Below are 26,129 nucleotides of genomic sequence, written 5' to 3' on the forward strand. Positions count from 1 at the left end.
ATACCTCCCATAATCACTTTCTTTTAACGCACAGAGCCGCCAAATACGAGTGTATTACTCAAGAGCCGGCCTGGAGAAGTCAGCATTTTGCCCCCGGCATACATACCCGAGGAAGCACCGCCATCCAGATTCATGGCCTGTTTGGCACCAAGCTTCTGCATCACCGCTGCCCACTCCTTAATTGTTGCTCCGGAAACAGTAGCCAGCATTACGGAACCATCCGCCATGATGGCGATACCACTTCTGGCTCCGGAAGCATTAAGAATCTTGGCATCCTTGAAACCTTCGCTCGTCGGATTTACAGCTACCTTGCCGTCTTTCACCAGACGGGGTCCTGCTCCCACGGCAGTCACTACATCTTGCCAAGGGATCTCTTTGCCTGCTGCGTTCGTATACTTATAATTCATTTCTACGGTTGAACCAACGGTGAAACGATCCGAAGAAGACTTCTGGTTGCCTGTGAAGACCAATACCGAGCCATTCTTAGGAATCGCTACATTGGTATTGGGCACTTTTTTGGTCACGATACCTTTCTCCATGACTACTGCAGTACCGCCTTTGAACCCAACCGTGGAACCTCGTTCAGGGGTATACAGCATCGTAATGCTTGCATTCGCTGAAGGTGTTCGATTAATAAAGGTTGCATACCAACTCCGTGATTTACCTTTTGTATCCGTTACTTTACCTGTCAAACTCACCTGAAGTGAATCCATGATCGCCGAGCCGTCTTCCTTAAATCCGATGGATGTTCCGTATCTTCCAATATGTATGACCTTACCATTTGCTATTAACATGCCGTATGGATCTGGCGCTCCGTTGTATGCTTCAAAAAATGCTCCGTTAATGGCTGCTTGTGCACCATAGGCTTTCACAATCGATGGCAATGTTGCCGTCTGGCCAACTTGCTTCTTCGCGAGTCCCACGGTAACCGGTGTTCCCTTCGGGATTGAAACTGTCTGCACGGTAAAATTACGTCCTGCTGCTTTTACTTTCTGTACTTTTGTGCTAATTGCTGCTTTGGCATCCACTGTCTGTGGCGCACTTACTGCTCCCGAAAGAATTACGGGCAAGGCCAGGACGAGGGCCATAGCCCCTGTCCACCACTTTTTGCCTGTTCGTACGTTCTGCTTGTTGCTCACCCTATTGCCACTCCCATCCAAGAGCCAAGGCTCTTCATCTCAAGTTGTTCAAACTTGTCCATCACCATATCCGGATCAAGACGCAATTCACAGATATCCAGCGCACAGGCAACCGGAACAGCACAATGAATCTCTGCCAGTTTGCGGGACAGATGAAGCATGTCCAGATCATTCTCAATCTTGTTACGCACCGAAGGGGTCAGTTTATCCATGTTGCTCAAAATCCCTTCAATGGAGCCGTATTCCTGTACAAGCTTCAACGCTGTTTTCTCACCAATTCCCCGTACTCCCGGATAATTGTCGCTGGCATCTCCCATCAGACCCTTCATGTCAATCACTTGACGTGGTGTCAGTTGTTTCTCTGCCATGAGCGTTTCAGGGTTGTACACCATGTAGTTGCCATGGCCTTTTTTCATAATAATGATACTTGTGCGGTCATTGATCAGTTGCAACATGTCGTGGTCACCCGTCAGTACCATAACATTCATATCGGTCTCTTCGGTATAATACTTCGCAAGCGTCCCGATGCAATCATCGGCTTCGAATCCTTGTGCACCTATATTCGGAATACCCAGGCTATCCATCACTTCACGAATCAGGGCAAACTGGGGAATCAGGTCATCCGGAGCTTCGGCCCGGTTGCCTTTGTAGGCTGCATATTCTTCACCGCGGAACGTCTTACCGCCCATATCCCAACAACATACGACATGACTTGGCCCAAAAGTCTGAACCGCATCCCAGAAATAACGGATAAATCCGTAGACTGCGTTGGTAGGCAACCCTGCCTTTGTACGTCTGATATATCCGCTTGCAGATGTCGCATAAAAAGCACGGAACAACACCGCCATACCGTCTACCAGCAACAAAGTAGGTTCATTACGTTGATTCACTTGAATTTGTTCTCTCCTGTCCTGATTCTATAGAAATTAAACTAAAGTATATTTACACTTACCATTCCGATGACAGAACAACCTTCTGATCGCTGTTATCCCCAGATTTTTTTGATTCCCTTTTCCAAAAGGGAAAATCCGGGGATAAAGGCGAACGCTCCGCTTCTTCAGGTTATTTCTGTCCTCTCCATTTTCGTGTAAATGTTTAGTTCAATTTCTATAGCAAATAAAATATCGAACTAATTCTATCATTATAGCATAGTTCCGCCAACCATCGATCAGCCAAAAAAGCCCTGAATTTTGAACAATTCAAGGCTGATATTCAGCACGTTTACGCGTTATTCCATTCCTGCTCGTACGTTTCTTCCTTGAATCCAACCGTCACCTTTTCTCCATCCGTAACGATTGGACGTTTGATCAGACGACCATTGGAAGCCAACAAACGAATCTGTTCATCAGCAGACATGCCCGGAATTTTATCCTTCAGTTGTTGTTCCTTATACACTTCCCCGCTCGTATTAAAGAACTTTTTCACTTCCAGTCCGCTCTTTTGGATGAGTTCTGTTAGTTCAGATTCTGAAGGCGGTGAGTCAAAAATAGGGATTAACTCCAGCTCATGTCCTTGAGCTTCAAGCCATTTTACAGCTTTGCGGCATGTGCCGCATTTGGCATATTGATATACTTTTAAGTTACTCATTGATTTACCTCCTAGTGTGTGGCTCCGGTGTGGCTCCGGTTTCGACTTCTCGCTTCCCTTGGTTTGCTTCGCAAATCCAAAAGTCGCTCCAAATCGATACCATCGCCATGCAACTTTACTGACTTTTGCGAATGAGATCAAAAACACACATTCGCTACATTTTTTTGGGATCAAGACCTTAAAACTTTAAGGACTAAAGAGTCTACAACCATAATGATTAGCCTACGGCATGTTGTTCAGGTGCATTAAGCCCCCTCACATGGAATAGCCCACCAGCGTTGACCTCAACCAAGGCTTGCCGTACAGAAAGCTACGACACCTACTACACAGAGGGCGTATCTAAGGAAATCTAAGAGTCCCGTCGCAGCTTCCTACAGTTCTTCTCTGGGAGCTGCCTCATCATTCAAACGCTGCTCCAGCGCGGCCATATCTGGTGGAAAAGGCGCCTGAAACGTTATGCGTTTCTGTAGAATTGGGTGTTCAAACGTCAGCTCACAGGCATGTAATGCCTGGCGTTCGATCCAGGTATCCCGTTCTTCTCGAACAGCCATGGTCTGCTCATCGATCTCATGCATAGGTAGTGTCTTGTACATTCGATCACCGATTAATGGACAGCCGATGGACGTCATATGTACCCTGATCTGATGGGTTCTGCCACTTTCCAGCTTAAGACTTACTGCACTGGCGCTGCCTTCTGTCCAACGTGTTAAGGTCGTGTACAACGTTCTTGCAGCGTAACCATCAGGTGTTACGATTCGGCGGTGCGGCTCTTCAGGATCACGATCAATCGGGCCATCCACTGCGCCCTGTTCCGGAACAGGGCTTCCGTGTACAAGCGCAATATATTTCTTATCCACCGTTCCCGCAATCATCTGTTCAGACACATGCTGATGCACATAAGGGTTCTTGGCTATTGCGAGCACACCTGAAGTTTCCTGATCAAGTCGATGAATCGGTCTGAACCGGAAGCGCTCGCCCTTGGATTTCCAATAATGAACAACGCCATTTGCCAAAGTACCCGTGTAATGTCCATGTGTCGGATGAACGATGATGCCCGCGTCCTTGTTAACAATAAGCAAGTGCTCATCTTCATACAGAACGGTAAATGGAATAGGTTCAGGCAAAATATCATCCGATTCCTCTTGCTCCATCCGAACTTCAACGACATCACCCGCAGCCACCTTGACGCTAATATAAACGCGCTCTCCATTTAGCATGACACCTTGTTCAGTCAGCTTAATTTTAGACAAAAGCTTACGCGACACCAGCAACCGGCGCTGAAGCACGGTCTTCAGCAGCCAGCCATCTTCTTGTTCGGTCACCGTGTAGACAATCGGCGAATAATATTGGCTCATTCTTTGCGGCGGAAGACTTTTTTGCTCCGCACATATTCAATATCCGCCACCTGTTGTCTCGCGTTGGCCGTCCGTGCAACCACGAAGAAGTAATCAGACAGTCGATTTAGATACCGTCGTACAGACGGATTAATATCTGTATGTTGTCCAAGTGTTACCGTGCGACGCTCTGCGCGACGACATACAGTACGGCACACATGAAGAGCAGAAGACAGCTGACTGCCACCAGGAATAATGAATCGTTCCACTTTTGGATTCTCTGCATCATACTGGTCGATCCATTGTTCCAGACGTGTGACCATTTCATCTCTCACCTTATATTTGGTCTCACTAATCTTCACAAAGGCCAGATCCGACCCACAATCAAACAGTTCCTGCTGAACTTCCAGAAGATGCTCACGCAGATCTTCAAATTTCCCTTGAGCAGAGTCAATAAGGCTGATCGCCTGGCCTACAAAACAGTTCAATTCATCAATCGTGCCATAAGCCTCAACCCGATCATCATCCTTGATGACGCGTCCACCGATGACCGAAGTCTGTCCTTCGTCACCTGTTCGTGTATATATGCCCATCGTTATCCCTCCAATTGGTAATATAATAATGAATACGGGAATGCCATTTTTTCAGAAACCCGTCTATCGCTTTACACGTATATAAGAATTGGTGTGCTCTGCCGAGTATACGACAAATCGAAGGAAACCAAAAGTAAAGGAGACGAATATGCAAAACTGGATAACCGATTTCATGGAACAATACGGCTACATAGGCATTGCACTCATTATTGCTCTTGAGAACGTATTTCCCCCGATTCCATCCGAAATCATTCTGCCGTTTGGCGGATTCATGACCACCTATACCAGTCTCACTCTTCCAGGAGTTATTATCGCCGCAACCATTGGATCCGTCCTTGGTGCTGTTCTCCTGTATGGTATTGGTCTACTCATTGACGTCGAACGCCTTGAGAAAATTGTGGAACGCTGGGGACATGTTCTGCGCATCAAAAAAGAGGATATTCACCGTGTCGATGCATGGTTTGACAAATATGGCATGTGGACCGTATTGTTCTGCCGAATGGTTCCCCTCGTCCGTAGTCTTATCTCCATTCCCGCAGGCATGTCCAACATGAAATTTGGTTTATTCCTTCTCTTTACAACCATTGGTACATTGATCTGGAATGTCATTCTGGTCTGCGTTGGCGCTGCGCTTGGCGCATCATGGGAGAGCATTTTGCACTTCATGGACGTCTATTCCATTGTAGTGTACGTCATTCTGGCCATCATTGTCATCGGATGTATCATCTGGTGGATCAGACGTAGCAAAAAGCAGAAATAAAAAGGATAACTTAATAAATAAAGCCTCCTCGCCACCAATTCGTGGTTAAGGAGGCTTCTTTATGTCACCCGTTTATGTCATCTCGCTATCGTTCATCTTCATTTCGCATGCCCTGACTCTTAAGATCGATAGCCAGACCAGATACCAGCAAGTACATCTTTTCAGCATGTATCTGCAGCATCCGATTAACCGAAGCCATTCTCGCTGTAAATATTCGTTCTTCCTCGGTAGGATGCAATGTGCCATGCATTTCATTGGTAATCACAAGCAACTTCCCCTGATAAGACAATAAAGCATCAAGCAAAAGCTGTGTCTCTGAACGCTGATGATCCAGATCCTCTGTTGCCCTGAAACCGGCAGCCATCCAGGAGGTCAGACTGTCTACAATTACAATTCGCTGATCCGCCAAAAACAGATTGGATTCCCGATTAATCTGGGTGATCACCTCTGTCAGATGCTGACCGTTCCCGGCATGAATGGCACGATAATGAGCGGATGGCAATTCGGGAATAACGGGATCATGATCACCAGTGGATAAATATACACCCTCCCGGCTAATTCCGGCTGCGTACTTGAGGGCAAACCGGGTTTTACCACTACCTATGCCGCCTGTGACCGTAATCAGCAATCCGCTTCCCTCCTTCCATAGCCATTCTGAATTTTCTTTACTCTGTCAGCGCCTTCAGCACTTTTTTGGATTCTTCGACATTGGAAGATGACACTGGAATGGTGGCGAACAAATTGCTCGCAGCATATTCTACATCTTTAAACATTTTCATATCTTCGAGTGGAATGCCGTAAAGATGTGATTCTTGCTTGAGATCTGAACCTCCATCTCCTTCACCCTTCTCTACCAATACTCCACCCTCAAATACACCCCGTTCAAACTTCTTCGGATCAAAAGTATCATCCAGCGGAACATTGGAGCCATTACTTCCGTATTGTTTCATGTCGGACTCAGGCAAAATGAAAATATCATGTCCTCCAGCCGCATATTCTACCATAATTTTCTGAACATCATACATTGCACTGGTAATCACTTCCACCTTGGGTTCCTCACCCAGTTTCTGTTGCAGATTGGCCTGTAACTGCTCTGAGATTACAGATGGATTTCCTTGGTTATCAATGATGAATATGGAAAAACCATCTTTACCTCCACAACCAGCAAGCAGAAAAACGATAGAAATGATTGCAGTAAGCCCCCAAAATCTCTTCATTCCAGTTCCCCCTTTAGTCTCCTATGTCCAATATATCACAATTGTTCCACGCAAAAAAATAACCTGGTTTATCGGGGGATCACCTTGCCTTTTCACACAAAAAAAGAAGACCTTCTCAGGTCTCCCTTTCTAATTCAATTAATGAAACGTTTCACTCCAGCATAAACGTTATTTTCCTTTAATCGGGTTAGCCTTCATATATTCATTAATCTTTAAATCCAGCAAACTGCTGATTTCAATTACAATATCGGATGTGAATGATTTCTCTTCGAGGAAGATCTGTTCCATCTTGCGACGAAGCATATGAATTTCATCTTCCAAGGAAATGTCATGCAAAGATGCGTTATCGGGTTTCACCGACCATCGGTCGCCATGATCGCCTTCTGCCAGATAGTGCCCACGATTCGTCGGTAAATCATATTCAACACAAAACAAAGCTAACCCCTCCTTGGAAAAATGGTTTCCAAATTTATGAAAACTTATTTCAAATTGAAATTATATCACATTATTTTGTAAAAGAAAGTTATTTTTTTTCCAATAATAAAAATGTCACATTTGTAAAAAGATTCTACTTTAGTATTAACCCTCTTTTTGCAGTTTGTAAACAAATTTTCCGATTCGTTCCAAAGCTTCATTTAATTGGGTTACGGAAGTAGCATAAGAACAACGCAAGAAGCCTTCACCCTGAGGGCCAAAAACATTGCCCGGAACAGCAGCCACTTTATTCTCCGTTAACAATCGTTCAGCAAACAGGTCGGAACTCATACCCGTCTTTTGAATGCTTGGGAATGCATAGAATGCTCCCTGAGGTTCATGACAATCAAGTCCAATATCCCTGAAGCCCTGCACAATTAAACGTCTACGCTGATTATACGATTCTACCATCCGATCTTTCTCACCCAAACCATTTGTCAACGCCTCAAGTGCAGCAACCTGACCCATGGCCGGCGCACACATTACCGTATACTGATGGATTTTGAGCATGGCTGCAATAAGCTCAGGATGACCACACATGTAACCGATCCGCCAACCTGTCATTGCAAAAGCCTTCGAAAATCCGCTTACGAGAATGGTCCGCTCCTTCATGTCAGGGATAGCTGCAAAGCTAACATGTTTTTGCGTATACGTCAATTCAGCGTAAATTTCATCCGCGATCACAATCAGATCATGCTTTTTAATCACTTCAGCAATAGGCAGCCACTCTTCATACGTCATGATGGCTCCAGTGGGATTACTCGGATAACACAGAATAACCACTTTCGACTTCGGCGTGATGCCAGCTTCAAGTGCTTCGGCCGTTAACTTGAACTGATCTTTCGCGTAGGTTTCAACACCAACCGGTATACCGCCACCGATTGAAGCGATTGGTGAATAAGCCACGTACGAAGGTTCAGGAATGAGAATCTCGTCGCCAGGTACGATTAATGCTCGCAAAGCCAAGTCAATCGCTTCACTGCCACCCACGGTAACAATAATCTCATCCTTGGGATCGTATTTGGTATCAAACTGAGTATCCAGATATTCACTGATGGCTTCTCTCAACTTCGGCATACCTGCGTTGGATGTGTAACTGGTCATACCTCTTTCCAGCGAGTATACACAAGCTTCACGCATATGCCAAGGTGTAACAAAATCAGGTTCACCCACACCCAATGTGATAATATCCTTGTTGTCTCCAACCAGATCAAAAAATTTACGAATTCCGGATGGAGGTATCTGCTGCACGAGGGGTGCCAGATAAGATGTCATTTTCTTGTTGTTCCCGGTTGTCTGTTCATTCACTATCATGACACATCTTCCTTTACGGCGAGATCATGAGACGGTTGTCTTCCTGATGGTCTTCAAAAATAATCCCGTCCTGCTTATATTTTTTAAGAATAAAATTCGTTTTGGTTGAAAGTACAGAGTCTATCGGAGACAGTTTCTCTGACACAAAATTAGCGACTTCACGCAGGTTGCCACCTTCCACTTCAACGAGCAGATCGTATGCACCAGACATGAGATATACGGACTTCACTTGCGGATAGAGATAAATGCGTTCGGCAATCCCTTCAAAGCCACGACCACGCTCCGGCGTGATCTGCACCTCAATCAGGGCCGTTACTTTCTCATCATCTATTTTGCTCCAGTTCACGACGGTTGCGTATTTTACGATAACGTGGTCTTGTTCTAGCTGTGCCACGGCGTTCTTAATCTTGTCTTCCGACTCCCCCAGCAGCGTCGACAGCAGTGCGGGAGTCCTTCTCGCGTCTTCCTTCAGCAGATCCAGAACTTTTAATTGCAGATCGTTCAAATCTTTCATGGTTTTCCCTCCAGCATCATCCAGGTTCCTGAAAATGAATTAATACTTATATTACATGAATTTGACGTTGATGCATAGACAAAAGACCGCCTGCCCTGAATTCAGGCAAGCGGTGGTATGGTCCTGGAACGTTAGGTGCTTCAAACCTCTTTTGCAAAGGTTACATGTAATAAGGGTTACCGTTATTCGGTTGATGCTGAGGCACATTAGGAGCTTGGCTATATGAACTGTTCTGCGAATTCTTTTCCTGGATGAATTGCTGACACTTTTGTTGGGTCTGGTGGGCGGACTGAATTTGCTTGTCCACATCCTGACGAAGTGCCTTGGATGAGACAGAATACATGTTGTTTTGCTGCATCAGATTGAACAGTTCCCCTTGTAATCTTAGGGTATCGTTCGTCAGATCTGTGAACATTCGACGTGTCATGGGGCAGGAAGCTTCCGTTGTCGCAGTTGTATATTCGCGTGAGGTTCGTCTTAAATCTGCAAGAATCGACTTCAGCAGATCCTGCTCCTGCATAAAATTTCCACCAGATGACAAAGATTGAGTGTACACGTATTTTCCTCCTATACTTTGAAATAACTTGTCATGTTTTGAACTTTACTGTGATTGCGCTGGTGCAAGAGATTGATGTTGCTGTAACGTATTGACAAGAGTATTCAGATGCTGCTCATGTGAGCGAACATAATGATTCAGCGCCTGTTGAATTTGCGGATTATGTGTGATGGAGGCTGTAGCTGCACATTGTTTGATTAACATTTCCTCATTGGAAATTGAATCCGCAATATAGTTCAGTTCCTTGGGGCTCAGTGCTTGCATTTGTGAGTTTTGCATGTATATCTGACCTCCTTAATCTAAAGTTATTGCGAATTTATTGTTACCCTAACCCGAAAAAGTATACTTCAACTATATTCAACAGAGGTGATCAATTATGGAACTTATTAACGGAAAAACATTTTGGCCAACTACCTTTGCTTCCCATCCCCATTATCCTGTTTTGCAAGAAAACCTGTCCTGTGATTGTCTAATCATCGGTGGTGGAATGGGAGGCGCGTTGTCTGCTAAGCTTTTGACGGATCAGGGGATTGACACCGTTGTTATTGACAAAAGAGATATCGGTTATGGCAGTAGTATGGCAAATACGGGCCTGCTCCAATATACGAATGACAAAACGCTCACCTCTTGTATCCAGACATTTGGAGAAGAACGTGGTGTTCGATTCTACGAATTATGCCGGGATGCCATGCACCATCTCGAAAAAATTTCATCGAAGCTTGAGATAGATCCTTGGTTTGTGCCTCGCACAAGTCTCTATTGTGCCAGTCACGAGGAAGATGTATCGTTGCTAGAGGAAGAATATCGTAACCTGAAACATTATGGATTTGATGTGGAGCTGTGGGATCAGGAAAAAATTAGTGCACTATTCCCGTTCAGCAAACGTGCTGCATTATACACAAGCGGGGATGCTGAGGTTAATCCGTATCGTTTGGTTCACTCACTATTCCACTCAGCCTCACGTCAAGGAGCAAGAGTCTATGCTCATAGTGAATTCACCCATTGTGATTATGATGAAAATGGTGTCCTATGTTACACACCTCTTGGCACTGTACGTGCCAAACATGTTATTTTCTCAACAGGCTATGAAACACAAGAAATTAAAAAGGACAGAGGCGCATACCTTCAAAGCACCTATGCTATCGCTACCAAGCCACTACAGGATCTCAGCAGCTGGTACAAGCAATGCATGATATGGGAGACCGAACGACCTTATCTATATATGCGCACTACTCCAGACGGAAGAATTATTGCAGGTGGACTTGATGAGAATCGTCCTCGAGAAGAACAACGGGCTATCAAGGCGGTTCATAAAGGTGAGATTTTGTTACAAAAGATTGCCGAGTATTTCCCATTACCTGATCTCGAAGTCGATTACGCTTGGGAGGCTGTCTTTGGAAGCACCCATGATGGTCTTCCGTTAATCGGTCCACACCCAGACTATCCGAATTCGTACTTTGTAGAAGGGTATGGAGGTAACGGGACCGTATACAGTATGATTGCTGCTTCCTTAATTGTGGATGCCATTACGGGCAAACAAAACCCTGATATGGATCTGTTCTCTCTCACACGTACAAGTAAACCATCTCCTGTATAACCAACAACTGAACCAATACAACTACAAACAGGGTACAGCACACGGAAAGTTCTCTTTTCCCGCCGCTGTACCCTGTCTATATATTGGGAAGCCTGCTAAGCCGAGGGCTCTTGCCCTTCCGTTTGGTTCAATAACTTGCGCATAAAGATCCATCCAATTAGCGGAGAAGCACCGAGGACAATAATAAGCCAGGTTAACATGCGTAGAGACGGAGCATTTAAGACTGTCACAATAAATATGACCAACCCACATAGTCTGCCAAGCATCAGGCATAACTCTCTCAAAACGACAAGTTCAACCCTTTTCTCCACATTTTCGCCACTTGTGCCCATCATGTCGAATCCCGCTGATATCATCGGTAGTACATATAACGGCATCGCAACAGCACTCCCAATCCCCATGATTAACAGCGTTCCATAGGTCACTTTCCAGAGAAGAGGAAGAAGCACAACGAGCAGAATGAGGGCTCCGATGAACATGCCTTTTGATCTATACTGTGGTTTGAACCATTTCCCAGCTGCCCAATAACTTACTAGTGCCACAGCTGAAGTGATGAGTGAGAACTGCCCCAATTTGTACTCCTGTGCGGTAGCCAAATATACAAGCAGTGCAATCAGGAAGGCAAAGACACCTTCACGGGCACCCTGAGCGAATAACCCCAAGCCTAAGGTCCTCCAGGGACTATCCCGCTTGGATAGCTGTATCCAAGGTTCTGACCAGCGGTATGTACCGCTCACCTTTCTTTTTTTCAGAAAAAAACTGAAAACTACCGCTATGACATAAATAACGAGTGATACCGTGAAGATGAGCCGATATCCTGTGTTGTCTGTCATGCGAGTAATAATCAGACCGGAGAACCATGGACCTATAATTCCGGTCATCGAACCAAGTAACCCAACCCAGCCATTGAATAGATCCCTGTTTTCCCGATCCGTTATTTCAAAATACACAACATTAAATGCGATCCAGAATAGCCCCAGGGAACAACCCAGTAGTATACCCAGAGGCCATATCCAGTCTACAGCTTTGGAACCAGCCCAGAGGACTATCATATAAAATATGCCGGACAGCGCAGTACCTAATCGTAGTGCACTCATTTTATTGTGTTCCTTGACCCATTTGCCAGCAAGCCAGAATGTCAGTCCAATGGCCAGTTGCTGGCTGAGAGTGAACCACCCCAACATGGCATAATCCGGACGGCTTTTCCACAGAAACACATTCAAAAAGGTTCCCGACAACGCTCCGGCTAACGCAAACAATCCATTCACGCCCAAAAGCAGAATGGATTGTCGGCCTAAAGTAATCTTCATCTGCTCCTCCTTCATCCACCTGAAGTGAATTGTGTACAGGTAGGTCTTAGGGTTAACGTGCCCCAAGCAAGAGGAAAACATGATGAATCTTCAGGATTGCTATGAAATTGGTTAAAATCTTCCGAAATGTTTATTCCTGCGTACTTAGGTTCTTAATCAGACGCAGACGATCTTCCTCAGACAGACTGTATTGAACTTGGAAACATCCCGAACATACATAGGTCAATACTTTAAACGGTGGTGACAATAGTGACCCTTCACCTGAAGCTGCGTTAGCAACTGGCATGAAGTTATCCTGCGTTGCAGCTTGCGTACCTGCGAGAATCATGAATTCCCGGCAATTCGGGCACTCCGGCACTTCTTCCTGATGATCAAGTTGCTTCTGGACACCTTGTTCATACTGAATGAGGTCATTACCTTCATCCGCATATTTGGTCAACGTTCGCAACTCCGGCAATTTGAGTTCAACTTCATCCCCCCACAGATCTGAAAGATCCGTAGTCTGCTCCTCATCCTTTACATCATCCACATCATAGATCTCGTCCTCAGCTTCATCGTTCTCTTCATCACCGATGTTAATGTTGAGCGTTCGATATCCCTTTAATTCATTGTGGCAGTATGGACACTCTTCTTCAGGACCGAGTTCCTCATCCCATACAATTTCCGTGTGACACCAAGGGCATATTGTTGTTTCCATATTGAATCAACCTCTCTCTTTAAATCATCATGTATTCATTACATAGATCACACCGATGGCAAAAAACACGATCGATGCCGCAAACAGAATCCGTATCAATATCTTCATGACCGGTCCCCCTAGATAATGCTCGCGCCAATAACAAACGACAGCGAGACTGAAATAATCATGGATATCAATCCGACAGCTCGGTTATCCGATTCGATCTCCTTATCAATGGAGAACACGGGTGTCAGGAATTCGAACAAAAAATAGGCAATGAGCAGAAGGATAAACCCTACAAACGACCACGTCATGGCTTCATATACCGAAGATTTTGCTTGTATGCAGAACCGCAATACGTTGCAGATCCCGAAGATCTTACCTCCTGTAGCCATCGCAACGGCCACATTGCCCTTCTTGATCTCAGTCCAGCATTTATACTTAGTCACCAGTTCGAAGCAAGCCAGAAATACAAGCAGCTCCATAATCGCTACCGAGAAAAAACCGAGTACCATCCCCAAGGGATGAGACAGCAATTGGTCAATGCTTTCTATCACGCACCGTTCCCCTCTCCCCATCTGCGACCTTCATGAATAAGGTCGCAGAATATCATTGATTCATGGACCGGCTATTCCAATTCTGCGACGGTCACACCGTTCCCGCCTTCTCCGTAATTGCCCAGCCGGTAGCTTTTAATATGTTTATGCTTACGCAGGTAATCCTGAATACCGGAACGTAAAATTCCTGTACCTTTACCGTGAATAATATAAACTTGGCCCAGGTTGGCAAGGAAAGCTTCATCAATGAACCGGTCTGTCTCCATCAGGGCTTCTTCCAGGTTGGTACCACGCAGATCCAATTCACTTTTCACATTGTCATCACGTGTACGTTTCATACCTGTTACCGGTTTTTGTTTCGGTTTGGCTGCGGGAGCCGACTGCTGCAGTTCCAGGTCATCCAGGGATACTTTCATTTTCATAATCCCCAGTTGTACCATAGCGTCTTTGCTGCCCGCCATCTCTACAACATGGCCTTTTTGATTCAAACTGTAGACAAGCACTTCATCACCAGGACCGATGGCACGAGTCTTCGGCGTGGTTGCCGTCTTCTTGACCGTTTTCCTGCGTTTCTCCGGTTCTGCCTCGTCCAGCTGTTTGCGGGCAGCAATGAGTTTGTGCTCCTTCACGGAAGCACCTTCTTCCATAGCCAACAGGCGAAGATCTGCTATAATCTTCTCCGCTTCCACGCGAGCCTTGTCCACAATGCTACGTGCATCTTCTTCTGCTTTTTCAATCCGGCGATCACGCTGCTGTTCCAGCTTCTCCAGTTCGGTCTGATGACGACTGCGTAATTTCTCCATATCCTGGCGCAAACTCTCTGCCTTCTCACGCTCTTGTTCAGCCGTAAGACGGTTCTCTTCAAGAGAAGCAATCATGTGCTCAATCCGTTGATCCTCTTCCTTCACTTCGCCACGGGCGTAGTCGAGAATGTAACCCGGCAGTCCCAGTCGCTCTGCAATGGCAAATGCATTACTTCGTCCAGGCACACCCACCAGAAGGCGATAGGTCGGGCTCAGTGTGTTGATGTCAAATTCCATGCTGGCATTAATGACACCTTTACGCTCATATGCGTATGCTTTCAGTTCACTGTAGTGAGTTGTTGCAACCATGCGACATCCCGTCCGGTGCATATGCTCCAGCATGGAGATCGCCAGTGCAGAACCTTCAGCCGGGTCTGTCCCTGCTCCAAGTTCATCGAGCAATACCAAACTTTTCGGCGTCATGTTTTTCAGAATGCGAATGATGTTGGTCATATGACTGGAGAAAGTACTCAGATTCTGCTCGATACTCTGCTCGTCCCCAATGTCTGCATAAATCGCATCAAATACACATAACTGACTGCCATCCTCAGCCGGAACAAATAAACCGGACATAGCCATCAGGCTCAGCAATCCAATCGTTTTGAGCGTTACCGTCTTACCACCCGTATTCGGACCTGTCACGATAATGGATGTGTAATCATTGCCCAGCTCTATGTCAATTGGAACCACGTTTTCGATCGCAATCAGCGGATGCCGACCTTTTTTAAGTTTGATGAACCCGCGGTCATTCATGCCAGGCAATGTTGCTTTCAGTTCACGAGCCAGACGTGCTTTGGCAAAGATAAAATCAAGTGATCCCAGCAAGTCGACATCATACAACAGCCACTCTCCCTGCTCACTGACAAGTGCTGTCAATTTCTGCAAAATAATTTCTATTTCGCGTTCTTCCCGAATCCGGGTTTCGCGTAATTTGTTGTTCATTGCAACAATGGATTCCGGCTCAATGAACAATGTCGCACCCGAACCAGATTGATCGTGCACAATCCCGCCAAAGTACGAACGATATTCAGCTTTCACCGGGATAACAAAACGGTCTCCTCTGATGGTGATGAGCTGATCCTGAAGCATCTTGGATACGGTAGAGGATCGAATCATGGAATCCAGTTTTTCGCGAATCCGCGCTTCTCCGCCTCGCAGTTCACGACGAATCTGCGCCAACGTTACGCTTGCACTGTCGGCAACCTCTGCATTATCGTCAATACAGATTTTGATGGCATCCTCAAGCGTTTTTTGCTCTGACAGTTGATCACTGATATAGAACAAAGATTCGATGGGCTCATCTTCATGCAAAGTACCAATCTGACGTTTCAATCGCCGCGCCGCAAAGGTTGTATTGGATATTCCCAAAAGTTCGTGAGGGTTAAGTGTGCCTCCAATTTCAGCACGTTTGATGGAAGCCGTAATATCTACAATTCCTCCAAACGACGGTGAGCCTTTTAGACGATCAAATGTGAAGGCTTCATCAGTTTGCTGCAGCAACCGTTTCACTTCTTCAAGTTCACTGCTTGGTTCAAGTTGCTCCGCTTTCTTTTTTCCCATGGTTGTCTGAGCAAAGCTAAGCAATGTATTTAAAATTTTGCGATATTCCAGTGTGTGTAAAATTTTCGTGTCCAAGTGTACAACTCCTTCCAAACTATATCTGTATTATAACGAAAGAAACTTTCTTACGCTATTTAACGAATCCTTCCACACATAACTTCAACCATAGCACCACAAACTACAGGTGTCAGGACTGTGCAACCTCTCCATCCCCTTGGAGTTGCCCTGCTCAGTTCAATCCGAATAAAAGGAGGTAAACACCATGAATTTTCTGGGACATGTCGTGCGATTTATCATCGCTGCAATTGTATTAATGGTGGTTAGCTGGATCGTTCCCGGATTCGCCGTTGGTGGCTTCTGGAGCGCCCTGTTGCTTGCTCTCGTCATTGCCCTGCTCGGCTGGATCGTTGAAGGTATCTTCGGCAAAAGAGTCAACCCGTTTGGTCGCGGTATTGTCGGATTTATCGTTAGCGCACTGGTGATTTGGCTTGGTCAATATGTTGTAGATCATGTTGAAGTCAGCCTGCTCGGTGCCATTCTCGCTGCGCTGGTCATCGGGATTATCGATCTCTTCATCCCGGTATCCACCCCTTTTGATGCCGGACGAAGCTCCAAAAGTTAATCTCCACTTCACCTTAACGTCCCCATGAATTCTCCTAAACCTCTGAAGGCCCTGTGCCGGAAGGGGTTTATTTCATTCGGGCAGTACGCACGCTCTGCCGTACACGTTCAATTTTCAAAAAAACGACATACGCAGCGTGTACAGGCATCCACATATTGCGGTATGATGACTGGAGCAATCATTCAAATTTTATCCAAATCACGCTTTAAGGAGGCACATGATGAAGAAAGGCATAACATGGCTTGCTGCCTGTATGTTAATTCTGGTCCTCACTGCATGTGGAGGAGCGAAACAGTCCGCAGAATCTGGCAGCAATGGATCCGATGCTGATGCTGGAGTTACAGCCAGTGAAGAATTGGTCATCAAGGCGAGTAACTATGAATTCGATCAACCTGAGTACCATCTTAAAAAAGGCGTTCCGGTCAACATTGTTTATGAAAATGAAAACGGAAATCACGGTATCCTTGTGCCTGAGCTGAATCTTCAACTGGATACCAGAAATAGCTCCAAAGTCATAACCCCGGACAAAGTTGGTGAGTTTGAAATGTCCTGTTCCGTCTTCTGTGGTTCAGGACACAGCAGCATGATCTCCAAAATTATCGTTGAAGAATAGTATTCAAGACAAGGAGCCCCCGCAGCGACGGGAGCTCCTTCTTTAGTATAACAAATTGTACCAGAGTGCGTTGCCCACGAGCCAGTTCTGCTACATTCATTACGCTAGGTCTGGTCCTGTTCAATCAATTCAATCCATTCGTTATATTCCGTCTGCAATTTCGTATATTCATCATGCAACTGACGATATTCCGTGTTCAGCTGCTCTGCCTTCTCCTGCTCCATTTCACGTTCAACCTGTAACAAACGTAATTGATTGGCCGCTAGTTCGTAACGCTCCCCCATCTCAAGCAGTTCAGTTTCCATGATCTCTTTCTCTTGGGTCGCTTCTACACGTAACTTGTCCAGCTGCTGTCGTTCTTGCTCCAGTCCCTCCAGCAACTCACTACTTGCCGCACTTTCTCTCTTCCAAACCGTTAGTTCATTCTCAAGTGCAGCCCAGCGTTCCTGCCAGGATTGTTCCTGAGCCGCCCATTCATCTGCACGGCGTTGCCATACCTGGTCGTTCTGCTCTGCTTGTTCAACGCTTGAGCGAAGTTCTTCTTCACGTCTTGTCAACTGCTCCAGACGGGATGCCAACTCGGTCTGTTTGGCTGACAGTTCTTCGTATTTGATCTGCCACTCCAACGCTTCTTCCTCAGTCTGGGCTAGCCGGCTCTCTTGCTCCGAGTAGCGCTCGGAAAGTTTAGCTGAAGACTGTCTCGCTTCTTCAAGTGCGCTCACAATCTCTTGTTTCTCCTTGCTCAATTCATCCAGCTTGGAACTATAATTCTCTTCCCGTTGTAATGCATCACTGTAATCATTACGGATTTGTTTATAGTTATCCTGAAGTCGGTTCAGCTCTTCCCGAACAACATTTAGCTCAACTTCAAGCTGATTGCGTTTCTCTTCCAAAAGCTCTGCATCCTTCTGGTATTGCACAGCCTCTTCATGGTTGAAACGAGACTCTTCCTTCACCACGGACAATTCATCATGAAGGGATTGCACACCAGACTCCAACGTTTCATTTTGTTCAGCAACTTCAAGAATCTGATTCTCCAGGTCCCCGATCTCAGCCAATCGCTGCTCAGCAAGGTCCTTCCAGGACTGCTCACGTTCCGTAAGCGTGCCGATCTCATTCTGCAATGTACGCACTGCGGCATGAGCCTGTTCAAGCACCTTATGCAACCTACGCTGTTCCTCTTCCGACTTCACTTCAGCCTCACGAAGCTTTTGAACTTCCTGTTCAAGCTGTGCATGTTGCTCCTGAAGTTTGCGTAGCTGTGCTGTGAGAGAGGTTTCTCTATCCACAGTTTCATTATACTTCTGCTTCCATTGTTCCTGTGAATCACGGGATTGCTGGGCAGCCTGTTCCGTTTCACGCAGAAGCTCCTGCAACTGGGAACGGTCCTCTTTCAACTGCTCCAGTTGTTGCTCCAGTTCCGTGATTCGGCGAGTCTGAACTTCCTGCTCCTGTTTACGGACCCCATGCTCATGACGTAACGATTCCAATTGACCACGCTCGTGCTGAAGTTGCTGTTCTTGTTCAGCAACCATGTCCTGTGCACTGATGAGCTGGGTCATGACTTCTTCTAATTGCTCTTCGACATCTAATAGTCGAGTCTCCGCCTGTTTACGTTGTTCCTCAAGTTGCTGCTTGAGCTTGCCCTGTTCTTCTTGCAATAAGGCCTCTGCCGCCGCTTCGGCTTCTTTCGCCTGGGACGCTGCTGCTTCCTTGACTTGCTGTAATTGTTCCTCGAGGGCTGCTTCTTTCTCCATCCATTCGAGTTCCAACTGCTCGGATAACGCCTTAAACTCCGCATTCAACTGATTTATCTCAGTCAGGCGCTTCTGCTCCGCTTGTGCCTGCAAGTCAGCCCGTTCCTGATTCGCCTGATCCGTGAGCTCTTGTGTCTGTTGCAGCGCTTTTTCTTCAGCCTGTTGAAGACGAAGTTCCATCTGTTGCTGAAGTTCGTTATACTGTAGCGCTGCTTCTTCCTGAGCTTTCTTCAGATTGCTCTCTGCCTGCTCCAACTCGGACAGAATGGCCGACTCGGCTTCTTCCTTGGCTGTCTGAACCTGCTGCGCAGCTTTGGCTTCAATCTGTTGACGTTCTGCAACGGCACGGCTTTCGGCTTCTTTTAATTGAGCTGCAGTCTTGTCCTGCAGCTCTTTATATTGCGCCGCAGCTTTGGCCTGCGCCTGCTGCAATTCGGCTGCAGAACGGTTCTGAGCTTCTTTGAGCTGGGAAGCAGCCTGTGCCTGTGCATTTTTAAGCTGGTTAGCCGCTTTCTCTTCCATTTCCTTCAGCTGTTTCGTTCCCTTGGCTTCTGCTTCCTTCAGTTGTGCCGTCGCTTGGGCCTGCAATTTCTGCACTCGCTCCGTTGCTTGAGCGCGTTCTTGCTCCAGCAGCGTATTCAACTTGGCTATCTCTGAATTTTTGTCCGATTCGGACTTTTGCAACGCCTGCTCTGCTTCAATCTTCAGCTTTTGCAAATCAGCAAGAGCCTGGTCACGCCGTTCCAATTCTTGTTGATGTTCATTTTGTATGGCGTTTAACCGATTCAATTCGTTTCTCAGTTCTGTACGTTCTCCAGTAAGCATCTTCAGTTCATTACGGATTTCCTGAGTCTGAAGAGACTGTTCAGCCATATGTACAGCCGCCAGTACCGCAATACGCGGAGTATCCAGACGGGAATTTTGCTTGGAGATTGCGCCCATACGCTCATCTACCAGGTTAGCTACTTGTTTCATATAGTCGGCACTGCTGCCAACCAGTTTATAGGAAGTCCCGTAGATCTCTACGGTGACGCGTGTACGATCAGGTGTAGTCACAGTTGTGCCCTCCTTCAAGTCTGTATGTTGATTCTAAGCTGTAATCACAAAAAAGTCACATCGATCCTCTAATGCTAAGGATTCGATGTGACTTCAAACAATTCCTGCTAATCTTTGTTCAAAAAATCTTCTTTTGTCCTATTTGCGCAATTCCGCTCCGAATTGCTCTTCCAGACGAGCCACTACACGAGCATGAACTTCAGTAACTTCCTCATCGGTCAGTGTACGTTCACGATTCCGGTATACCAGTGCCATCGCCACGCTTTTCTTGTTTTCACCCAGTTTACTGCCAGTAAACACATCGAATACCTGTACGTTTTGTAACAATTCACCCGCCGATTCACGAATGGCGCGCAGCATATCTCCAGCTTCAATATCCTCATTCACAACAACCGCGATATCACGTTCCATGGCTGGGAAACGCGGAAGTTCACGATAACGAATGTCAGCGTCTGCTTCGTTGTAGATTGATTCAAGTGCAATCTCTGCGATGTACACATCATTTAGATCATACTGCTGTTGCAGTTCCGGATGCAATTGACCCAATGTACCGATCAATGTGCCTTCCCCGCCATCCTTGCCTTCCAGATAAACCGATGCGGAACGTCCCGGATGGAATCCTTCAGGGCTGTTTGCTACCAATCGAATGCGTTGTTCAAGCCCCACATAGGCAAACAGATGCTCAGGTGCACCTTTCAGATCGAAGAAGTCTACTTTCTCTGCTCCAACATTCCACTGCTGGCTTGCACGATTCCCGGTGAGCAGCAAGCCCAGTACCGGAATCTCATGCGGTTGCTTGGTCAGCTGATCTTCTTCGGTGAAGAACACATTGCCCACTTCAAATACAGCCAGTGAATCCTGTTTACGGTTCATGTTATACACCGCTGCATCCAGCATTTGCGGCAAAATACTCGTACGAAGCACACTGCGGTCCTCACTCATAGGCATCGCGAGTTTCACGGCTTTACTGCCTTGTGTCAATGCCGGGAACAATGTCGCTTTATCCGGGTGTACAAAGGAGTAACTGATCATTTCCTGCCAGCCACTGCCTGAGAGCAATCCACGAATGGTGCGACGCATCGCTTGAGAGCGTGTATATGCCCCTGGAGTCGTTGGTCCTTCAATCCATGTGGTTGGAATGTTGTCGTATCCGTACAGACGTGCAATCTCTTCAAACAAGTCTACGTCGAGCGTAATATCCCCTCTGCGTGTTGGTACTTCCACATCCAGCAATCCTTGATCAGCATCACCACATGCAAAGTGCAAACGAGCGAAGATGGTTTTTACCTCAAGCAAAGACAGATCGGTTCCCAGATAACGATTCAGTCTATCCAGCGACAATTGAATTACACGTTTCTCCGCAGCTTCAGCTCCAGCTTCCACGATTCCTTGGTGCACTTCACCTTCAGCATAACGCTGAATCAGTTCAGCCGCACGATCCAATGCCGTAATCACCGCACCCGGGTCTACTTCCTTCTCAAAACGCATGCTTGCTTCGGAACGCAGCCCCAGTTGGCGCGACGTTTTCCGAACGGTTCCGCCGTCGAATTTGGCGGACTCCAAGAGCAGATTCACCGTGCCTTCCGATACCTCGGAATTCTCGCCACCCATAACCCCAGCGATGGCTACAGGTTTCACGCCGTCCGTAATGAGCAACATGTGCGGCTCCAGCTTACGCTCCTGTCCATCCAGTGTAACAATCGTTTCGCCTTCGTTGGCCATCCGCACTTCAATATGGCCCTTTTCCAGCTTATCCGCATCAAATGCATGTAGCGGTTGACCGTATTCAAGCATGACATAGTTCGTGATATCAACGATGTTATTGATTGGGCGAACACCTGCAGCCATGAGACGGTTTTGCATCCACAGCGGGGAAGCACCCAGCTTAATGCCAGTTACATAACGAGCTGCATAGTGACTGCATTGCTCCTGTGCCTTAATCTCTACAGAGATATGATTTGCAGCTGCATTACCAACTTCAACCAGTTGGTCTTTGGGACTCGGCAGCTTCACTTCACGACCCAGGATGGCACCCACTTCATAAGCTGCACCACGCATGCTGAGACAGTCGGAACGGTTTGGTGTCAGGTCCAGTTCAAGCACATGATCGTCGAGACCAAGAACCTGGCTGATTGGCGTGCCAACCTCCGTTTGTTCTGGCAGAACGAGAATACCTTCCTGCTGATCTTTCGGCAGCAATTTGTCGTTCATGCCCAGCTCTTTGGCGGAACAGATCATGCCAAGGGAGACAACACCGCGCAGTTTGGCTTTTTTGATATCCAATCCACCAGGGAGCTTCGCTCCAACCAGGGCTACGACTACTTTTTGGCCAGCATCCACATTTTTCGCACCACACACGATCTGCAGATCTTCTTCTTGGCCGGCATCGATGACACATACATTCAGTTTGTCTGCATCGGGATGTTTCTCCTTGCTCTTCACATAACCTACAACAACTTTATTCACGCCCTTGTTGCGGTTCTCCACTACATCAATTTCGACACCCGCACGGGTGATTTTCTCCGCCAATTCCTGTGGCGTCACACCTTCAAGGGAAATATAATCAGACAGCCAATCTGTCGATACTCTCATGGACGTTCACTTCCTTCATCTATAAATTGGTATTCCCGGTTCATAACGCTTGCTCTATATACGTTAATCTATTAATTGTAAAGTTACAGCCGTCCGAATTGCTTCAGGAAGGTCAGATCACTGTTGTAGAAGTGACGGATATCATCGACACCATACTTCAGCATGGCAATACGTTCTACGCCCATACCAAATGCAAAACCACTGTATTTCTCCGGATCGTATCCACCCATTTCCAGTACTTTCGGGTGAACCATACCGCCGCCCAAAATTTCAAGCCAGCCTGTTTGCTTACATACGCGACAGCCGCTGCCGCCACATTGTACACAAGTTACATCCACTTCCGCACTTGGCTCTGTGAAAGGGAAGAAGCTTGGACGCAGACGAATTTCTGTGTGGGAACCGAACATTTCGCGCACGAATTGCAGCAGGGTTCCTTTCAGATCGCTCATACGAATGTTTTCGCTGATGACCAATCCTTCAACCTGGTTGAATTGGAAAGAGTGCGTCGCATCGTCATCATCACGGCGGTATACTTTACCTGGGCAGATGACTTTGACAGGCACTTCGCCCTTCATGCTCTGCATGGTACGTACTTGAACCGGAGACGTATGGGTACGCATCAACAAGTCTTCTGTAACATAGAAGGAATCCTGCATATCGCGCGCCGGGTGATTCTTCGGCAGATTCAATGCTTCAAAGTTGTAATAATCCATTTCGACTTCAGGACCTTCCGCAATGCGGTATCCCATACCGATGAAAATATCTTCGATCTCCTGTACCACTTTGGTCAGTGGATGCAGTCCGCCTTGACGTCCACGACGTCCTGGCAGAGTTACATCAATTTTCTCGGATTGCAGACGCTTCGCCGTCTCTTCCTTCTGGAACTGATCCTGCTTGCTGTCGATAACTTCCTCAATGGCAGCTCGAACATCGTTGGCTACTTGACCAATAACCGGACGTTCCTCTGCACTAAGTGCACCCATTCCGCGCAAAATCTCAGTCAATGCACCCTTTTTCCCCAAATACTTTACACGCAGATCACCGAGCGTCTGCGGATCATTCACACCAGACAACTGCTCCAGCGCTTCGATCTTCAATGCCTCTAAACGTTCTTTCATGTGTAATTGCCCCCTTTTTGTGGTGTTTTTGCAACAAAAAAAGGCCTTCTCTCCCCTGAAGGGACGAAAAGACCGTGGTACCACCCTTGTTAGACATCCATTGCTGCGTGGCCTTCTGGCCTGCAACTGGTTCTGTCTCACTTTGTACGGAATAACGACCGTTAACCGTTTGCCCCTACTGTTGCCTCTGTGTCTGCACACAAACAGGTTCAGGGAACCGCTTCGGAGTGAATTTCGGCAGCCTTGTTCTACAGAAACGCTCTCAATCTACGGCGCTTCCTCCCTGTCCAGAGGCACTGCTTACTTATCTCCATCATCACGTTTACTTGTTAGTTAAACCCATATCGATGTAATCATCGATGATCGTTCATAATTATATGCAAAATAGATCGAAATAGCAAGCCGTCCATGTTCTAATTTATGCTTGCACCCTTATCTTTCAATTGTTTCAGGCGCTGCTGGATTTCGCGAATCTCAGCTGCCTCGACTGCTCGCTCATTCGAATGCTCGGGCTGTGTCAGACTGTCTTTTCCAGCAGTGCTTACAGGAGACAGCAACTCCGATAGGCGCATCTCCAATCGTAACCGCTCATCATCGGATTCCCGGGTCTCCAGCGCCACCTCCCGAAGTTTGGTGGACTGCTCCCAATCCGACACACCTCCTTCAAACAGAGTTGCTGTGCCACCAGTCTCCAGATCGCATAACCGATTCGCGAGTGACTTCGTCAGCATCCGGTCATGGGATACAAGCACCAAAGCACCTGAAGCCTGTTTTAATACATTCTCCATGACTTCCTGGGTATCGATGTCTAGGTAGTTTGTCGGTTCGTCCAGCACCAGCAGATTTGCTCCGCCAAAATACAGTCTCAGAAATGCCACTCTGCACTTTTCCCCCATGCTCAAATCCCCAATGTGCTTGAACACATCATCTCTGGAAAATAGGAAACATCCCAGAATGGTACGTGCCGCACTTTGTGTCATGGATGGAAGAGTAAGCAAGCTGTCCAGCAGCGTCTGATTCTCCGGGAGCCCTTCCAGCTCCTGTGAAAAGTAACCGATTTTCAGCTGTGGATGCCGTGTGACCTTGCCTTGTGAAGGTTCCAGCTCACCAATCATCAACTTCAGCAGTGTTGTCTTGCCCGTTCCATTAGGACCTCGTACAGCAAGCCGATCTCCACGTTCCAAAGTAATCCGAAGATCCCGCAGCAATAGTTTGTCTCCCGTATATGAAAAACTCACCTCTTCCAGCGCAAGCAGCTGGCGTGCAGCCAGTGGATTCATATGTAATTCCATGTTCAATTTTGCAGCTTCACGAGGTTTATCCACCCGTTCCCGCTCCAAACGCTCCAGCTGTTTTTGTTTCGCATGGTATCGTGAAATATTTTTGTTGGCTTTGGCCTTGTAGAAGCTCTGGGTGATCTTCACCTCCACATCGGTTGCCGAATTATGCGCTTTATGGAACCATTCCTGATAATTTCGAATCGTTTCTTCCAGCGCCTTACGTTCCAATTCCTGCCTGCGGTAGATCGTTTCCTGTTCGCGTAATTCACGCTCTTTGTGGATCTTGTAGTCGGAGTATCCGCCCTTGTATTTGGTCAGGGCATCTGGACTGAACTCAATGACGCCTGTTGCTACCTGATCAATAAACGTACGATCGTGTGATACAAATAACAGCGTACCTTCATATGAGGATAACCACTCTTCAAGCCAGCGCATGCTTCCCTCATCCAGATGATTCGTCGGTTCATCCAGGATCAGGAATTTGGGTTTGCTGACAAGCAGCCCCGCCAAACGAGCCTTTGTTTTTTGTCCACCGCTCAAGGAATGATAGGGTCTATTCCAATGCTCTGCGGATAATCCAAGGCGAGTCAGTACTTTCTCTACCTCAGTCTCCCACATATAACCGTTCAACTGTTCATATTGCTCCATCACTTGTGTATAGGCTGCAAGCAGCTCTTCATCCGCTTCAGTGCTCATGCTCAAACGTTGTTCCAGTTCTTCCAAGTTCCGTTTCACTTCATAGATCTGACCGCTCTCTCGCCGGACCGCATCCAGTACATTCATCCCCGTCTCAATCTCCGAGCGCTGGCGCATGAACCCCCATTCCTGCTGTGGAATATGACGTTCAATCCGTCCACCACCGTGCTCTTCACCCAAAATGATGCGTAACAACGTTGTCTTGCCGCATCCGTTGCGACCTAGAATGGCGAGTCTCTCGCCCTCATTAATCTCCAAATTTAATCCCGTAAACAATTCAATACCGTTCCACTCTTTTGATACTTCATGTAAGCGTACCAATGTCATCATGAGGCCTCATCCTTCCTGCATCCTTTTTGCTGAACAAAAAAAACCGCTGGCATCAGCCGGCGGTTTGGCAA

At 46.8% G+C, this 26,129-nt stretch carries 24 protein-coding genes; 4 read left to right on the top strand and 20 right to left on the bottom strand.

Features of this window, described 5'->3' with window-relative positions:
- Positions 1–23 precede the first annotated feature (23 nt).
- The 5 genes from MHI14_RS22090 to MHI14_RS22110 all read right to left on the bottom strand — a co-directional run bounded on the left by MHI14_RS22090 (position 24) and on the right by MHI14_RS22110 (position 4,653).
- The gene (locus MHI14_RS22090; protein ID WP_249911266.1) at positions 24–1,139 is read right to left on the bottom strand and encodes a phosphodiester glycosidase family protein; all 1,116 of its coding nucleotides are present in this window, start codon (positions 1,137–1,139) and stop codon (positions 24–26) included.
- Entirely contained in the window at positions 1,136–2,029 is an 894-nt protein-coding gene (locus MHI14_RS22095) for a 5'-3' exonuclease (RefSeq protein WP_017689620.1), read from the bottom strand. Before MHI14_RS22095 ends, MHI14_RS22090 begins: the two co-directional genes overlap by 4 nt.
- Before the next feature lie 331 nt (positions 2,030–2,360).
- Positions 2,361–2,726, bottom strand: coding sequence for an arsenate reductase family protein (locus MHI14_RS22100; protein WP_341131202.1), 366 nt, complete (start codon positions 2,724–2,726; stop codon positions 2,361–2,363).
- A gap of 371 nt (positions 2,727–3,097) precedes the next feature.
- Complete coding sequence (locus MHI14_RS22105) at positions 3,098–4,081, bottom strand: RluA family pseudouridine synthase (RefSeq protein ID WP_091032756.1); 984 nt, start codon at positions 4,079–4,081, stop codon at positions 3,098–3,100.
- The gene (locus MHI14_RS22110) at positions 4,078–4,653 is read right to left on the bottom strand and encodes a cob(I)yrinic acid a,c-diamide adenosyltransferase (protein WP_124113702.1); all 576 of its coding nucleotides are present in this window, start codon (positions 4,651–4,653) and stop codon (positions 4,078–4,080) included. The genes MHI14_RS22105 and MHI14_RS22110 overlap by 4 nt, the downstream gene beginning before the upstream one ends.
- Before the next feature lie 148 nt (positions 4,654–4,801).
- Here MHI14_RS22110 and MHI14_RS22115 point away from each other — a divergent pair, with 148 nt between their 5' ends.
- The gene (locus MHI14_RS22115; protein WP_091014720.1) at positions 4,802–5,413 is read left to right on the top strand and encodes a DedA family protein; all 612 of its coding nucleotides are present in this window, start codon (positions 4,802–4,804) and stop codon (positions 5,411–5,413) included.
- 85 nt (positions 5,414–5,498) lie between these two features.
- Here MHI14_RS22115 and MHI14_RS22120 read toward each other — a convergent pair whose 3' ends face one another.
- From MHI14_RS22120 to MHI14_RS22150, 7 genes are all read right to left on the bottom strand, one after another.
- A complete protein-coding gene (locus tag MHI14_RS22120) occupies positions 5,499–6,041 on the bottom strand; it encodes a bifunctional adenosylcobinamide kinase/adenosylcobinamide-phosphate guanylyltransferase (protein WP_017689625.1) in 543 nt (180 codons plus the stop codon).
- Positions 6,042–6,078: 37 nt separating this feature from the next.
- Complete coding sequence (locus MHI14_RS22125; protein WP_017689626.1) at positions 6,079–6,630, bottom strand: hypothetical protein; 552 nt, start codon at positions 6,628–6,630, stop codon at positions 6,079–6,081.
- 168 nt (positions 6,631–6,798) lie between these two features.
- Positions 6,799–7,020 carry an aspartyl-phosphate phosphatase Spo0E family protein gene (locus MHI14_RS22130; protein WP_176872852.1) on the bottom strand — a complete coding sequence of 74 codons (222 nt, stop codon included), beginning with the start codon at positions 7,018–7,020 and terminating at the stop codon, positions 6,799–6,801.
- A gap of 189 nt (positions 7,021–7,209) precedes the next feature.
- The gene (locus MHI14_RS22135) at positions 7,210–8,418 is read right to left on the bottom strand and encodes an aminotransferase class I/II-fold pyridoxal phosphate-dependent enzyme (protein ID WP_341131203.1); all 1,209 of its coding nucleotides are present in this window, start codon (positions 8,416–8,418) and stop codon (positions 7,210–7,212) included.
- Between the two features lie 13 nt (positions 8,419–8,431).
- Complete coding sequence (locus MHI14_RS22140) at positions 8,432–8,932, bottom strand: Lrp/AsnC family transcriptional regulator (RefSeq protein ID WP_024628343.1); 501 nt, start codon at positions 8,930–8,932, stop codon at positions 8,432–8,434.
- A 160-nt stretch (positions 8,933–9,092) separates the two neighbouring features.
- Complete coding sequence (locus MHI14_RS22145) at positions 9,093–9,488, bottom strand: spore coat protein (protein WP_091032758.1); 396 nt, start codon at positions 9,486–9,488, stop codon at positions 9,093–9,095.
- A gap of 45 nt (positions 9,489–9,533) precedes the next feature.
- Complete coding sequence (locus MHI14_RS22150; RefSeq protein ID WP_091032761.1) at positions 9,534–9,767, bottom strand: hypothetical protein; 234 nt, start codon at positions 9,765–9,767, stop codon at positions 9,534–9,536.
- 97 nt (positions 9,768–9,864) lie between these two features.
- Here MHI14_RS22150 and MHI14_RS22155 point away from each other — a divergent pair, with 97 nt between their 5' ends.
- Positions 9,865–11,085, top strand: a complete 1,221-nt coding sequence (locus tag MHI14_RS22155) for an NAD(P)/FAD-dependent oxidoreductase (protein WP_091032763.1) — start codon at positions 9,865–9,867, stop codon at positions 11,083–11,085.
- Between the two features lie 95 nt (positions 11,086–11,180).
- On the opposite strand, the gene MHI14_RS22160 is transcribed toward MHI14_RS22155, so the two are convergent.
- The 4 genes from MHI14_RS22160 to MHI14_RS22175 form a co-directional block, all read right to left on the bottom strand.
- Positions 11,181–12,395: an MFS transporter gene (locus MHI14_RS22160; RefSeq protein WP_091032766.1), complete on the bottom strand. Its 1,215-nt coding sequence runs from the start codon at positions 12,393–12,395 to the stop codon at positions 11,181–11,183.
- 130 nt (positions 12,396–12,525) lie between these two features.
- Positions 12,526–13,092 (bottom strand): hypothetical protein, encoded by a 567-nt coding sequence (locus tag MHI14_RS22165; RefSeq protein WP_341131204.1) that lies wholly within the window; start codon positions 13,090–13,092, stop codon positions 12,526–12,528.
- Positions 13,093–13,211: 119 nt separating this feature from the next.
- Positions 13,212–13,631, bottom strand: a complete 420-nt coding sequence (locus MHI14_RS22170) for a DUF350 domain-containing protein (protein ID WP_036610109.1) — start codon at positions 13,629–13,631, stop codon at positions 13,212–13,214.
- 71 nt (positions 13,632–13,702) lie between these two features.
- Positions 13,703–16,069 carry an endonuclease MutS2 gene (locus tag MHI14_RS22175; protein WP_341131205.1) on the bottom strand — a complete coding sequence of 789 codons (2,367 nt, stop codon included), beginning with the start codon at positions 16,067–16,069 and terminating at the stop codon, positions 13,703–13,705.
- A gap of 187 nt (positions 16,070–16,256) precedes the next feature.
- Here MHI14_RS22175 and MHI14_RS22180 point away from each other — a divergent pair, with 187 nt between their 5' ends.
- Together MHI14_RS22180 and MHI14_RS22185 are read left to right on the top strand one after the other, a co-directional pair.
- Positions 16,257–16,616, top strand: coding sequence for a phage holin family protein (locus MHI14_RS22180; RefSeq protein ID WP_017689637.1), 360 nt, complete (start codon positions 16,257–16,259; stop codon positions 16,614–16,616).
- A 220-nt stretch (positions 16,617–16,836) separates the two neighbouring features.
- Positions 16,837–17,229, top strand: a complete 393-nt coding sequence (locus MHI14_RS22185; protein WP_289392723.1) for a cytochrome C oxidase subunit II — start codon at positions 16,837–16,839, stop codon at positions 17,227–17,229.
- A 104-nt stretch (positions 17,230–17,333) separates the two neighbouring features.
- On the opposite strand, the gene MHI14_RS22190 is transcribed toward MHI14_RS22185, so the two are convergent.
- The 4 genes from MHI14_RS22190 to abc-f all read right to left on the bottom strand — a co-directional run bounded on the left by MHI14_RS22190 (position 17,334) and on the right by abc-f (position 26,058).
- Complete coding sequence (locus tag MHI14_RS22190; protein WP_289391830.1) at positions 17,334–20,042, bottom strand: hypothetical protein; 2,709 nt, start codon at positions 20,040–20,042, stop codon at positions 17,334–17,336.
- A gap of 138 nt (positions 20,043–20,180) precedes the next feature.
- On the bottom strand, positions 20,181–22,634 hold the full coding sequence (gene pheT / locus MHI14_RS22195; protein WP_341131206.1) for a phenylalanine--tRNA ligase subunit beta: 2,454 nt from the start codon (positions 22,632–22,634) through the stop codon (positions 20,181–20,183).
- Between the two features lie 83 nt (positions 22,635–22,717).
- Positions 22,718–23,752 carry a phenylalanine--tRNA ligase subunit alpha gene (gene pheS, locus MHI14_RS22200; RefSeq protein ID WP_124113690.1) on the bottom strand — a complete coding sequence of 345 codons (1,035 nt, stop codon included), beginning with the start codon at positions 23,750–23,752 and terminating at the stop codon, positions 22,718–22,720.
- 413 nt (positions 23,753–24,165) lie between these two features.
- Positions 24,166–26,058, bottom strand: coding sequence for a ribosomal protection-like ABC-F family protein (gene abc-f / locus MHI14_RS22205; RefSeq protein ID WP_341131207.1), 1,893 nt, complete (start codon positions 26,056–26,058; stop codon positions 24,166–24,168).
- Between the last annotated feature and the right edge of the window lie 71 nt (positions 26,059–26,129).

The organism is Paenibacillus sp. FSL K6-2393, assembly GCF_038002545.1.
GTDB lineage: Bacteria > Bacillota > Bacilli > Paenibacillales > Paenibacillaceae > Paenibacillus.

Coding starts and splice junctions, on each gene's coding strand:
- MHI14_RS22100 (WP_341131202.1), bottom strand. CDS start 2,726: ATGAGTAACTTAAAAGTATATCAATATGCCAAATGCGGCACATGCCGC.
- MHI14_RS22105 (WP_091032756.1), bottom strand. CDS start 4,081: ATGAGCCAATATTATTCGCCGATTGTCTACACGGTGACCGAACAAGAA.
- MHI14_RS22110 (WP_124113702.1), bottom strand. CDS start 4,653: ATGGGCATATATACACGAACAGGTGACGAAGGACAGACTTCGGTCATC.
- MHI14_RS22115 (WP_091014720.1), top strand. CDS start 4,802: ATGCAAAACTGGATAACCGATTTCATGGAACAATACGGCTACATAGGC.
- MHI14_RS22125 (WP_017689626.1), bottom strand. CDS start 6,630: ATGAAGAGATTTTGGGGGCTTACTGCAATCATTTCTATCGTTTTTCTG.
- MHI14_RS22135 (WP_341131203.1), bottom strand. CDS start 8,418: ATGATAGTGAATGAACAGACAACCGGGAACAACAAGAAAATGACATCT.
- MHI14_RS22140 (WP_024628343.1), bottom strand. CDS start 8,932: ATGAAAGATTTGAACGATCTGCAATTAAAAGTTCTGGATCTGCTGAAG.
- MHI14_RS22150 (WP_091032761.1), bottom strand. CDS start 9,767: ATGCAAAACTCACAAATGCAAGCACTGAGCCCCAAGGAACTGAACTAT.
- MHI14_RS22155 (WP_091032763.1), top strand. CDS start 9,865: ATGGAACTTATTAACGGAAAAACATTTTGGCCAACTACCTTTGCTTCC.
- MHI14_RS22160 (WP_091032766.1), bottom strand. CDS start 12,395: ATGAAGATTACTTTAGGCCGACAATCCATTCTGCTTTTGGGCGTGAAT.
- MHI14_RS22165 (WP_341131204.1), bottom strand. CDS start 13,092: ATGGAAACAACAATATGCCCTTGGTGTCACACGGAAATTGTATGGGAT.
- MHI14_RS22180 (WP_017689637.1), top strand. CDS start 16,257: ATGAATTTTCTGGGACATGTCGTGCGATTTATCATCGCTGCAATTGTA.
- MHI14_RS22185 (WP_289392723.1), top strand. CDS start 16,837: ATGAAGAAAGGCATAACATGGCTTGCTGCCTGTATGTTAATTCTGGTC.
- pheT (WP_341131206.1), bottom strand. CDS start 22,634: ATGAGAGTATCGACAGATTGGCTGTCTGATTATATTTCCCTTGAAGGT.
- pheS (WP_124113690.1), bottom strand. CDS start 23,752: ATGAAAGAACGTTTAGAGGCATTGAAGATCGAAGCGCTGGAGCAGTTG.
- abc-f (WP_341131207.1), bottom strand. CDS start 26,058: ATGATGACATTGGTACGCTTACATGAAGTATCAAAAGAGTGGAACGGT.